General features: G+C 70.5%; 11 protein-coding genes. 9 read left to right on the top strand and 2 right to left on the bottom strand.

Features of this window, described 5'->3' with window-relative positions:
* Positions 1–74: 74 nt before the first annotated feature.
* Positions 75–1145 carry an alpha/beta hydrolase gene (locus BKA16_RS15085; protein WP_183371464.1) on the bottom strand — a complete coding sequence of 357 codons (1071 nt, stop codon included), beginning with the start codon at positions 1143–1145 and terminating at the stop codon, positions 75–77.
* 219 nt (positions 1146–1364) lie between these two features.
* On the opposite strand from BKA16_RS15085, the gene mihF reads away from it, so the two are divergent.
* The 9 genes from mihF to BKA16_RS15040 all read left to right on the top strand — a co-directional run bounded on the left by mihF (position 1365) and on the right by BKA16_RS15040 (position 11374).
* Positions 1365–1679 (top strand): integration host factor, actinobacterial type, encoded by a 315-nt coding sequence (gene mihF / locus BKA16_RS15080; protein ID WP_183371463.1) that lies wholly within the window; start codon positions 1365–1367, stop codon positions 1677–1679.
* A gap of 2 nt (positions 1680–1681) precedes the next feature.
* Complete coding sequence (gene gmk / locus BKA16_RS15075) at positions 1682–2308, top strand: guanylate kinase (RefSeq protein ID WP_183371462.1); 627 nt, start codon at positions 1682–1684, stop codon at positions 2306–2308.
* Positions 2305–2601 (top strand): DNA-directed RNA polymerase subunit omega, encoded by a 297-nt coding sequence (gene rpoZ, locus BKA16_RS15070; protein ID WP_183371461.1) that lies wholly within the window; start codon positions 2305–2307, stop codon positions 2599–2601. The genes gmk and rpoZ overlap by 4 nt, the downstream gene beginning before the upstream one ends.
* Before the next feature lie 8 nt (positions 2602–2609).
* The gene (gene coaBC / locus BKA16_RS15065; protein ID WP_183371460.1) at positions 2610–3839 is read left to right on the top strand and encodes a bifunctional phosphopantothenoylcysteine decarboxylase/phosphopantothenate--cysteine ligase CoaBC; all 1230 of its coding nucleotides are present in this window, start codon (positions 2610–2612) and stop codon (positions 3837–3839) included.
* A gap of 78 nt (positions 3840–3917) precedes the next feature.
* Entirely contained in the window at positions 3918–5132 is a 1215-nt protein-coding gene (metK, locus tag BKA16_RS15060) for a methionine adenosyltransferase (RefSeq protein WP_183371459.1), read from the top strand.
* A 225-nt stretch (positions 5133–5357) separates the two neighbouring features.
* Positions 5358–7298 carry a primosomal protein N' gene (locus BKA16_RS15055; RefSeq protein ID WP_183373095.1) on the top strand — a complete coding sequence of 647 codons (1941 nt, stop codon included), beginning with the start codon at positions 5358–5360 and terminating at the stop codon, positions 7296–7298.
* Between the two features lie 2 nt (positions 7299–7300).
* Positions 7301–8242: a methionyl-tRNA formyltransferase gene (gene fmt / locus BKA16_RS15050; protein ID WP_183371458.1), complete on the top strand. Its 942-nt coding sequence runs from the start codon at positions 7301–7303 to the stop codon at positions 8240–8242.
* A complete protein-coding gene (locus tag BKA16_RS15045; protein ID WP_183371457.1) occupies positions 8239–9678 on the top strand; it encodes an RsmB/NOP family class I SAM-dependent RNA methyltransferase in 1440 nt (479 codons plus the stop codon). The genes fmt and BKA16_RS15045 overlap by 4 nt, the downstream gene beginning before the upstream one ends.
* 115 nt (positions 9679–9793) lie before the next feature.
* The gene (locus tag BKA16_RS15040; RefSeq protein ID WP_183371456.1) at positions 9794–11374 is read left to right on the top strand and encodes an alkaline phosphatase D family protein; all 1581 of its coding nucleotides are present in this window, start codon (positions 9794–9796) and stop codon (positions 11372–11374) included.
* Positions 11375–11416: 42 nt separating this feature from the next.
* Here BKA16_RS15040 and BKA16_RS15035 read toward each other — a convergent pair whose 3' ends face one another.
* The gene (locus BKA16_RS15035; protein WP_183371455.1) at positions 11417–12172 is read right to left on the bottom strand and encodes an LppX_LprAFG lipoprotein; all 756 of its coding nucleotides are present in this window, start codon (positions 12170–12172) and stop codon (positions 11417–11419) included.
* Positions 12173–12220 lie beyond the last annotated feature (48 nt).

Raw genomic sequence — 12220 nt, 5'->3', positions numbered from 1 at the left:
AGGGCAGTCGGGACAGCCAGGGCACTCGGGGCAGCCAGGTGCTCGGGTAGCCAGGCACTCGGGTCGATCAGCGCTCAGGCGGTGACCGTGAGTTCGTCGCGGAACTTCGCGATCGCGGGCCAGGTCCGCGCGGCGGCGACGCCGCCGGTCAGCAGACCCAGGTGGCTCGTCTCGACTGTGTGGAAGTCCACGCGCGACGACGACGTCAGAAGGTTCTCACAGTGCTGTGCCGCGGCGTGGCTCACGACGGCGTCGCGGTGTGAGCCGACGGCGAACACCGGCGCGGTCAGTGCGCGCAGGTCGACGGTGCGGTCGCCGAGGTGGAGCACCCCGTCGCCGATCTCGTCGCGTACCACCAGGTTGAGCAGCATCTGCTCGCTCACACGTCCCGGATAGCCGGGCATCGAGTCCTGGAAGCGGTCGATGACCTGCATCCGGATCAGCGCGTCGCGGTCGTTCAGATTGTCCAGGATGTACTTGGGTTTACGCAGCTCACGCTGCCATGCGAGGGCCCGGTAGGAGAACTGGACCAACGGCGCCGGAATGCCGCCGAGCGCCTTCAGGACCGAGTCGACGGGCCGGCCCGCGGTGGGTGCCAGCACCGTGCGCACCGCGCGGTACATCGGGATCTTCGCGTAGCTGAGAGGGGTGCCGACGGTGATGACCGAACGGATCGGCAGATCGCGGTGGAACGCCGCCGTCAGCAACGAGATCGTCCCGCCCAGACTCCACCCGAGCAGGTCCGCGGAGCCGCCCGACACGCCGAAGTCGCCGAGCGCGTCCCCGAGCGCCCTCGGGACGAAGCCGTCGAAGTAGTCCTCGAACCCCAGACGCCGCTCGGCGCGTCCCACGTCGCCGAAATCGACGACGTACGGAATCGATCCGGTGGACAACAGGAACTCGACGACGGAGTTCGCCGGCTCGACGCCCGGCGCGAGGTCGTAGCACCTCGCCGGGACCGCCAACGGCGGCACGAGAAGGACTGGAACGGCGCCGTCGCGGCGAGCCCGATCGAACTGTTCGCGGCTCCCGTACCTGCGCAGACGTCCATGCGGGCGGTCGCTGATGATCACCGATTCGGTGGCGGTGCGCGGGGCGTAGTCGTCACAGAGCACGCGAGCCAGCGTGCGCAGGTCGTTCAGCATGCTGCGACACGGTACTACCGCAGGAGATTCCGCGGCGCGCCCGGGGTGGAGCGTGCGAAGTACCGGCCGCAGCGGGTACCGTCTGTGCTGGTCCACGCGACGAGCGTTACGATCGTCGGAGATCGCCGGGGGCAGACAGGTCTCCCGGCGGACCACCGTCCGACCTTGGTAGCGTCGTGCGGACCAACCGAACCCGTAGAAACGAAAGACGGAGGAACCGTGGCTCTTCCCCAGTTGACCGACGAGCAGCGCGCTGCTGCGCTCGAGAAGGCGGCTGCAGCCCGCCGCGTGCGTGCCGAGCTCAAGAACCGCCTCAAGAGCGGTGGCACCGACCTCAAGCAGGTCCTGGCCGATGCCGAGAACGACGAGATCCTCGGCAAGATGAAGGTCTCGGCCCTTCTGGAGGCCCTGCCCAAGGTCGGCAAGGTCAAGGCGCAGGAGATCATGACCGAACTGGAGATCGCACCGACGCGCCGCCTGCGCGGCCTGGGCGACCGTCAGCGCAAGGCTCTGCTCGAGAAGTTCAGCTCCTGAGCGTGCCCGAGAAGAACACCCGACCGAGGGGCCGACTGGTAGTGCTGGTCGGCCCCTCGGCCGTAGGTAAGTCCACGGTGGTACGCCGTCTCCGTGAGGAACTTCCCGAACTGCACTTCAGCGTGTCGGTGACGACGCGCGACCCTCGCCCCGGCGAGGTCGACGGCCGCGACTACCACTTCGTGACGCGCGCGGCGTTCGACGAGATGATCGCCGCGGGCGAGATGCTCGAGTGGGCGGACGTCCACGGCGGGCTGCAGCGCTCCGGCACCCCGGCGGCACCGGTGGAGGCGGCGATGGCCGCCGGACGGCCCGTCCTGGTGGAGGTCGACCTCGTCGGCGCCCGCAACGTCCGGGAACACCTCGACGAGGCGATCACCGTGTTCCTCGCCCCGCCCAGCTGGGACGAACTGGTGTCCCGCCTGACCGGCCGCGGCACCGAGACCTCCGACGCCGTCGCGCGTCGACTGGACACCGCGCGGGTCGAGATGGCGGCCCAGGACGAGTTCGACCACCTCATCGTGAACGACGATGTCGACGAAGCGGTGGGACAATTGCTAAGCTTGCTGGTCGGGCCGCGACCGTCAGATGCGGCCGACCGTACGAATACTGCGCAGGAGAACGTGTGAGCACTCAGACCGAGATCGATCAGACCGTCGTCGACGAGCCCGTGTACGACACCCCGTTGGGCATCACCAACCCGCCGATCGACGAACTGCTCGAACGCACGTCGTCGAAGTACGCGCTGGTGATCTACGCCGCCAAGCGCGCCCGCCAGATCAACGACTACTACAACCAGCTCGCCGAGGGCATCCTCGAATACGTCGGCCCCCTGGTGGAGCCGGGCGTCCAGGAGAAGCCGCTCTCGATCGCGATGCGCGAGATCCACTCGGATCTGCTCGAGCACACCGAAGGCGAGTAGGCCCGCCGGTGTCGCACGTCCTCATCGGGGTCGGCGGGGGGATCGCCGCGTACAAGGTGTGCAGTGTCATCCGACACTTCACCGAGGCCGGACACGATGTACGGGTCGTCCCGACACGCGCCGCCCTGAACTTCGTGGGGGCCGCGACATTCGAGGCGCTGTCCGGGAACCCGGTCAGCACCGAGGTCTTCGACGACGTCGACGAGGTGGCCCACGTGGCGCTCGGCCGCCGTGCCGACCTCGTGGTGATCGCACCCGCCACCGCCGACCTGATGGCGCGAGCGGTCGCCGGCCGCGCCGACGACCTGCTGACCGCGTCGCTGCTGACGGCCACCTGCCCGGTGCTGTTCGTGCCCGCGATGCACACCGAGATGTGGCAGCACCCCGCGACCGTCGACAACGTCGCCACCCTCCGCCGTCGCGGCGCGACGGTGATGACACCGGCGAGCGGACGGCTGACCGGTGCCGACAGCGGCGCGGGCCGCCTGCCCGAGCCGACCGAGATCGGACTGATCGGCGAACTGCTCCTCGACCGCGCCGACGCCCTCCCGTACGACCTCGCCGGTCGCCGCGTGGTGATCAGCGCGGGCGGTACACGCGAGGCCCTCGATCCCGTCCGCTACCTCGGAAACCACAGCTCCGGCAAACAGGGGTACGCCCTGGCCCGCGCGGCCGCGCAGCGCGGCGCACAGGTGACCCTCGTCTCGGGAGCGACCAGCGAACCGGGCGAGCCCGCCGCCGTCGACATCGTGCACATCGACTCCGCGGTGCAACTCGAACGCGAGATGATCGAGCACGCCCGCGACGCCGACATCGTGATCATGGCGGCGGCCGTCGCCGACTTCCGCCCGATCTCCGTCGCCGGATCGAAGATCAAGAAGGGCGACGACGGTCCCGCACCGATCCGCCTCGACACCAACCCCGACATCCTCGCCGGACTCGTCCGGGCCAGGTCGGACGGCACGCTCCGCCGGGAGACGGTGATCGTCGGCTTCGCCGCCGAGACCGGTGACGCCGACGGGGGAGTCCTCGACCACGGCCGGGCCAAACTCCGCCGCAAGGGCTGCGATCTGCTCGTCGTGAACGCCGTCGGCGACGGCAAGGCGTTCGGCACCGACGACAACACGGGCTGGATCCTGACCGCCGACGGTCAGGAGACGGCCCTCCCGTTCGGATCGAAGACATTGATGGCGAGCAGAATCCTTGACGAAGCGGCGTCTGTCGTGCCTCATGGTTAGGCGAGCAGAAACCCGCTTGTTCTGATTTGACGACCGCAGGGGCGAGCCCTGCGATGAAAGCACTCCCGAGAGGAACCGATGACCGCCTCAGCGTCCCGCCTGTTCACCAGCGAATCCGTGACCGAAGGCCACCCAGACAAGATTTGCGATGCGATCAGCGACGCCGTGCTCGACGCACTGCTTGCCGTCGACCCCAAGGCGAAGGTGGCCGTGGAGACCCTCGTCACCACCGGCCAGGTGCACGTCGCCGGTGAGGTGAACACCACCGGCTACGTCGACATCCCGACCATCGTGCGCGAGAAGATCCTGGAGATCGGCTACGACTCGTCGACCAAGGGCTTCGACGGCGCCTCGTGCGGCGTGAACGTGGCGATCGGCGCGCAGTCGCCGGAGATCGAGCAGGGCCTGTACGCCTCGCACGAGACGCGCACCGGCGGGAGCGGGGACGACCTCGACAGCCAGGGCGCGGGCGACCAAGGGCTGATGTTCGGCTACGCCTCGGCCGAGACCCCCGAACTGATGCCGCTGCCGATCGCCCTGGCGCACCGGCTCTCCCGGCGTCTCACCGAGGTCCGCAAGAACGGCACTCTGCCGTACCTGCGCCCGGACGGCAAGACCCAGGTGACCATCGAGTACGCGGGCGACACGCCGGTCCGCCTGGACACCGTCGTCGTCTCCACCCAGCACGCCGCCGACATCGACATCGACAACATGCTGACTCCGGACATCCGTCAGCACGTGCTCGGCCCGGTGTTCGCCGAACTCGACCTCCCCGTCGCCCTCGACACCAGCGATGTGCGTCTGCTGGTGAACCCGACCGGCAGCTTCGTCCTCGGCGGACCGATGGGCGACGCCGGGCTCACCGGCCGCAAGATCATCGTCGACACCTACGGCGGCATGGCCCGCCACGGCGGCGGGGCGTTCTCGGGCAAGGACCCGTCGAAGGTCGACCGCAGCGCCGCCTACGCGATGCGTTGGGTCGCCAAGAACGCGGTGGCCGCGGGCCTCGCCAAGCGCATCGAGGTCCAGGTCGCGTACGCGATCGGCAAGGCCGCCCCGGTCGGGTTGTTCGTCGAGACCTTCGGCACCGAGCAGGTCGATCCCGGAACCATTCAGAAGGCCGTCTCGCAGGTGTTCGACCTGCGCCCGGGCGCCATCGTCCGCGATCTGGAACTGTTGCAGCCGATATACGCGCCGACCGCCGCCTACGGGCACTTCGGCCGCACCGACCTCGATCTGCCGTGGGAGCGCACCGACCGCGTCGACGAACTGCGCAGCGCCGCGGGGCTGTAGGGCTCGACTCGACCGACTCCCCGGAGTACGGGCGGAGGGCTCGACCAGCAGTCGGCGCCGCGCTCGACCCGATGTCCCGTCACGACTCCGCTCGACGCGCCACCTCGGTGATCGAGCGGAGTCGAGATCGTTCTCCCCGATGATGAGGCCCGAGCAGTGAGCGACACGAACGAGGTGAACCGGCGCAGGCCGGCGACGCATCGTCCCGTCGCTCGGGTGCTGCCGATGCTGACGCTGGCCCACCTGGATCGCCCGTTCGACTATCTCGTCGACGAGAAGACCGACGCCGACGCCCAGCCCGGGGTCCGAGTCCGGGTCCGGTTCGCCGGACGCCTCGTCGACGGATACCTACTGGAACGCCGCGAATCCAGCGACCACGGCGGACAGCTCGCGTGGCTCGAACGGGTCGTCTCGCCCGAACAGGTGCTGACCGACGAGGTGATCGCCGTGTGTCGGGCCGTCGCACAGCGATACGCCGGGACGGTGGCCGACGTGCTGCGACTGGCGGTTCCGCCGCGCCACGCCCGCGTCGAGAAGGAGGCCGTGGCGCACGGGCCGCACCCCGCGATCACGCCTCCGGACCTCGCGGGGTGGGCGCAGTACGCCGCGGGCGAGTCGTTCCTCGAGGCCGTCGTCGACGGGCGCCATCCGCGTGCGGTGTGGCAGGTGCTGCCCGGCGACGACTGGGCGGCGCGGCTCGCCGAGCTGGTCACGACGGTCGCCGCCGCGGGCCGCGGCGCGATCGTCGTCGTGCCGGACCAGCGCGACCTCGACCGGCTCGCCGCGGCGTGCGAGCCGCTGCTCGGCGACCGGTGCGTCACCCTGGCCGCCGGACTCGGACCCACCGCGCGCTACCGGCGGTGGCTCGCGGTGCTGCGCGGTCAGGCGTCGGTGGTGATCGGCACGCGCAGCGCCATGTTCGCCCCCGTCGTGGATCTCGCACTGACCGTGGTCTTCGACGACGGCGACGACAGCCTCAACGAACCCCGGTCGCCGTATCCGCATCCGCGCGAGGTCGCGGTGCTGCGGGCGCACGCGGCGGGCGCGGCGATGCTCATCGGCGGTTACGCGCGCACCGCCGAGGCCCAGGCGCTCGTCGAGTCGGGCTGGGCCCACGACCTGCTCGCCCCGCGGGAGACCGTTCGGGCGGCGGCCCCGCGCATCGAGGGCGTCGCCGACGACGACCGTCGGCTGGGCGGAGACCCGCTCGCACGCTCGGCCCGCATCCCCGCGACGGCCTTCGACGCGGCTCGACGCTCCATCGCCGCGGGATTTCCGGTCCTGTTCAGCGTCCCCCGTCGCGGCTATCTACCGTCGGTCGCCTGCGCGCGCTGCCGGACGCACGCCCGCTGTCGGACGTGCAGCGGGCCATTGTCGATGAACGATCGCGGCGACCTGTCGTGCCGGTGGTGCGGACGCCCCGAACTTCGGTTCGTCTGCCCGGTATGCGGTGCGAAAGCGGTGCGCGCCTTAATGATCGGAGATCAACGCACCGCGGAGGAACTCGGCCGCGCGTTTCCCGGGATCCCCGTCGTGACCTCGGGCGGACAGAAGATCGTCGACGAGATCCCGGCGGGACCTCGCGTCGTCGTCGCCACTCCCGGGGCGGCTCCGCGCGCACCGGACGGATACGGTGCGGCCGTCCTGCTCGACACCTGGGCGCAACTCGACCGCGAGGATCTGAGGGCGGGCGAAGACGCGATGCGGCAGTGGACGGCCGTCGCCTCCCTCGTCCGATGCAAGGCCGACGGCGGACGGGTCGTCGTGGTCGCCGACGCCTCCGGGGCCGTGGTCCAGGCGCTGATCGCGTGGAATCCCGTGGGATTCGCCGCCGCCGACCTGCAGCAACGGCGGGAGCTCGGATTTCCGCCCGCGGTCACGATGGCGTCGGTGGACGGACCGGGACCGGCGATCACCGCGTTCGTCGAGATGGTCGACCTGCCCGCCGGGGCCCAGACCCTCGGCCCGGTCCCGCTGCCGTCCGGAGTCCGGCGGCCGGCCGGGATGGACGGCGACGGGGACGTCGAACGACTCCTGCTCCGGGCCCCGCGCAGCTCCGGCCGTCACCTCGCCGACGCGCTGCGTGCCGCGCAGACCGTGCGCCACGCCCGCCACGACGACACCGCGGGCATCCGGGTCCAGATCGACCCGCCTACGATTGGATGATTATGAAGCTGGTGTTCGCGGGCACGCCCGATGTGGCGGTGCCGACCCTTCGAGAACTGATCGACTCATCCGACCACGATGTGGTGGGGGTGATCACCCGACCCGACACGACGTCCGGACGCGGACGCAAGGCGGTGCGCTCGGAGGTGGGCGTCGTCGCCGACGCACACGGCATCGAGGTCCTCACGCCGCGCCGCATGTCCGATCCCGAGGTCGTGGAGACCCTGGAGCGGTGGGCGCCCGACCTCGGCGTCGTGGTCGCCTACGGCGGCCTGATCCCGGAGCCGGTGCTCGACCTGCTCCCGCACGGCTGGATCAACCTGCACTTCTCGATCCTGCCCGCCTGGCGCGGAGCGGCCCCGGTGCAGGCGGCGATCGCGGCGGGCGACGAGATCACCGGGGCGAGCGTCTTCGCCCTCGAAGCCGGCCTGGACACCGGGCCGGTGTACGGCACGCTCACCGCGCCGGTCCGCTCGACGGACACCGCGGGCGACCTCCTCGCGCGCCTGGCCGACTCCGGATCCGGACTCACGCGCGCGGTCGTCGACGGCATCGAGGCCGGGGAGCTGTCACCCGTGCCGCAGGACCGGGACGGAGTCTCGCACGCGGCGAAGATCACCGTCGACGACGCCCGGGTGCGATGGGACCTTCCCGCGCACATCGTCGACCGCACGGTGCGGGCCCACACACCCTCGCCCGGAGCGTGGACCCGTCTCGGTGACCTCCGCCTCAAGCTCGGCCCGGTGAGCCCGGCCGACGACGACCCGAACGTTCCGGGGCCGCTCGAGCCGGGACGGCTCGCGGTCACCAAGAAGGCGGTGTTCGTCGGCACCGGATCGGGTCCGGTCCGCCTGAGCACCGTGCAGGCGCCCGGCAAGAAGGCGATGAACGCCGCCGACTGGGCGCGCGGCACACGACTCGACGAGAACGGACGACTGGCATGACACAGGATGGACGGGGCCGACCGGATCGGAGTGCGGCGCGCGGGCGAGATCCCCAGCAGACGACCCGCGATCCGAAGACACGCGACAAGCAGACCGATCCGGCGCGGAGCGTCGCACTGGAGGTGCTGCGCGCCGTCCGCCGCGACGACGCGTACGCGAACCTGCTCCTGCCGCGCCTGCTCCGCGAGCGGAGCCTCGACCGCCGCGACAAGGCGCTGGCCACCGAGCTGACCTACGGCACCGCGCGCTGCGCGGGCATGCTCGACGAGATCATCGCGTCCGCTGCCGGACGCCCGGTCGCCGAGATCGACGGCGATCTCCTCGACGTCCTCCGTTTGGGGTCGTACCAGCTGCTGCGCACGCGCATCGGCTCGCACGCCGCGGTGTCGACGTCGGTCGACCTGGTGCGCGCCCGACACGGCATGGGGCAGGCCGGATTCGTCAACGCCGTGCTGCGCAAGGTTTCTCAGCGCGACGAACAGCTGTGGATCGACACCGTCGCACCGTCGATGGCCGACGACATGGTCGGCCACCTGGCGTTCACCTACGCCCATCCGCGGTGGATCGCCGAGGTGTTCCTCGATTCCCTCGGCTCGATCGGCGAACTGCAGGCGGCGCTCGCCGCCGACGACGAACGGCCGATCGTCCATCTGGTGGCCCGTCCGGGACAGATCACCGCCGAGGAGCTCGCGCTGATCAGCGGCGGCGACGAGGGGCGCTACTCGCCGTACTGCGTGTACCTGCCCGAGGGCGATCCCGGATCGCTGGAGGCCGTCCGCGACGGTTTCGCGGGGGTCCAGGACGAGGGCAGCCAACTCGTCGCGCTCGCACTCCCTCGCGCCGACGTCGGCGCCGACGGCGGGCGGTGGCTCGACCTGTGCGCGGGCCCGGGCGGCAAGGCCGCGCTGCTCGGTTCGCTCGCCGACCTCGACGGCGCGCACCTGGACGCCGTCGAAGTGTCCGAACACCGCGCCGCGTTGATCGAGAAGGTCGTCGACTCGCTGCCGGTCACCGTGCACGTGGCCGACGGCCGCGACTCGGGTCTGGAACCGGGATACGACCGCGTCCTGGTCGACGCGCCGTGCTCGGGTCTGGGCTCGCTGCGTCGCCGTCCGGAGGCCCGGTGGCGGCGCACCCCCGATGAGATCCCCGCCCTCGTCGAACTCCAGACCCAGCTGCTGACCGAGGCGCTGCGCCTGGTCCGGTCCGGGGGAGTCGTCGTCTACTCGACGTGCTCGCCGCATCCGGCCGAGACGACCGGAGTGATCGCGTCCGTGCTCGACACGGTCGACGGCGTCGAGCAGATCGACGCGCGACCCCTCGTCGCGGGCGACGCGGTGGACCCCTCGTCGTTCGGCGCGGGTCCGCACGTTCAACTCTGGCCTCACCGGCAGGACACCGACGCGATGTTCCTGGCCGTGCTGCGCAAGAGCTGACGTCGCCGGATCCGCACACCGGCCGAAGTGTCGTCTGTTCGACCGACAGTAACGATTCATCCGGTCGTCATGCGCCATTGGCGGGCACGTCGCCTGCCGCCGCGACGGTGGACGCATGTCGAGCCCTCATCAGTCCCTGTCCCGTCGCACGATTCTGCGTGCGGGCGCGGCCGGAGCACTTCTGGTGCCGGCCGGCGCCGTGCTCGCGGGCCGCAGCTCCGCCCAGCCGTCACCGACTCTCCGTCGGGACCGTCCGACGCTGACGCACGGGGTCGCCGCCGGGGAGATCACCGCGTCGAGCGCACTGGTGTGGGCGCGGTCGGACACACCGGCCCGCATGCTCGTCGAGACGGCGGCCACCGAGGACTTCGCCAACGCCAAGAGCCTGCGGGGACCGCAGCTGACACCGGCCTCGGACGGGACCGGGCGCATCCGAGTCGCCGGTCTGGAACCGGGCCGGACCGTGCACTACCGGGTGACGCTCGAAGGGGACGACGGTGCGACGTCGGAGCCGCTCACCGGCGTGTTCGTCACCGCGCCGACGGCGGCGGCCGACATCACGTTCGCCTGGTCCGGAGACGTCGCGGGCCAGGGCTGGGGCATCAACCCGGATCTGGGCGGCATGCCGATCTTCGGTGCGATCGCCGACGCCCGCCCGGACTTCTTCCTGCACTCGGGCGATGCGATCTACGCCGACGGCCCGATCGCCGAGACCAAGAAGCAGAACAACGGCGAGGTCTATCGGAGTGTCACCGCCGACGCCAAGAACCAGCCCGCGCAGACGCTCGACCAGTTCCGCGGCAACTACGCGTACAACCTCACCGACAAGCAGTACCGACGGTTCGCGTCGTCGGTCGCCCAGATCATCCAGTGGGACGACCACGAAGTGCTCAACAACTGGTTCCCCGGCGAGGACCTGACCGGTCAGAAACGCGACGGCTACACGGAGATGCGCGTCGACGTGCTCGCCGAGCGCGCGCACCGGGCCTGGGCGGAGTGGCAGCCCACGCAGCTCGCCGCCGGCGGCCGGCTCTACCGCAAGGTTCCGTACGGTCCGCTCCTCGACGTCTTCGTCCTCGACATGCGCTCGTACAAGGATCCGAATCCCGACGCGTGGAACCCCGACGACTCCGACGGAATCCTCGGAGCCGAGCAGACACGGTGGCTGATCGACGAGCTCAGAACGTCGACGGCGACCTGGAAGGTCGTCGCGAACGACCTGCCCATCAGCATCGTCGTACCCGACACCAACACCGACCGGCCCGGGGCGCGGGCGTCGATGGAGGCAGTCGCCCAAGGCGACGACGGCGCTCCTCTCGGCCGCGAGAAGGCGTTCGCGCGGATCTTCTCCGCCACCCGGGACGTCGCGAACATCGTGTACCTCACCGCCGACGTCCACTACGCCGCGGCGATCTCCTACGAGCCCGAGCGCGCCGACTACCAGGACTTCGCGCCGTTCTGGGAGTTCGTCACCGGCCCGCTGCAGGCCGGAGCCTTCCCGGAGAGCCCGCTCGACGGCACCTTCGGCGCGAAGTACGAGTTCGTCCACGCGCCCGCGGAGCCCGACTCGTCGCCGGCCGAGGGCTTCGCGCACTTCGGCACGGTGACGATCTCCAAGGACAGCCGGTCGCTGACCGTCGACCTGCGCGATGCGACCGGGACGTCCCTCTACCGCAAGGAGCTGACTCCGCGCTGATGCGGTTCGCCGTGCGCCACCGGTCCGGCCTCCCGGGAGCCGTCACGGCTTGGTGACGGTGACCTTCTCGTCCCACTTGGACGTGGTCAGGGTGATGTCGCCGTCCTTGGTGTTCAACGCCAGTTCCACCAGGTTGTACGGTGCTTCGGCGGCGATGTAGGCCGTCGCCGGATGCTCGCCCTTGAGCGCACCCGGCCCCTGGGTCGGGAAGATCGCCTCGAAGTCGGCGGAGTCGAGGGTGCCGGTGATCTTGACGGCCTCGACGCCGTTGACCGTCTCGGTCCCCGCGACCTCGGGATTCCGGAACTTCGCGAGCACATTCGCCAGGCCCTTGTCCTCGGACAGGACGACCGACGGATCGTACGACCGTTCCCCGGCCGGCGACGTCGTCCACTCCGTCTTGCCCTTCTCCCGGATGTAGAGCGTGCCGTCGACGATGACGAACTCCGCGCTCGTGTACTCCTCGGTGAGTCGGAACTCGCCCGACCCCTTGGCCGCGGGAGCCGGTTCGACGACCACGTCGGCGTCGAGATCGTTGACGGGCAGACCCTTGAATTCGGGGTCGACCTTCAGGTTCATGTGGACCGCGGAGGTCAGACGAGTGGTCTTGGACGCCTGGTCGAGCAGGGCGGCGGCGTCGGTGACGTCGACCTTCGGGGCGTCGCCCGACCGCGGCCCCGCCGACGTCGGCGGGGCGGAGTTCGTGGGTTCGTCGCTCTTGGTCTCCGACGAACAACCGGTCAGAACCACGGCGCAGATCGCCATGGTCGCGACTGCGGGTGCAGCCCAACGCTTCATTCGGGACGGTGCCGTGCATGTGTCTGATTTCACACCTCGGTACCCTAG

The sequence above is a fragment of the Gordonia humi genome (assembly GCF_014197435.1).
GTDB classification, from domain to species: domain Bacteria; phylum Actinomycetota; class Actinomycetes; order Mycobacteriales; family Mycobacteriaceae; genus Gordonia; species Gordonia humi.
This window is presented reverse-complemented; position numbering and strand designations above follow the sequence as displayed.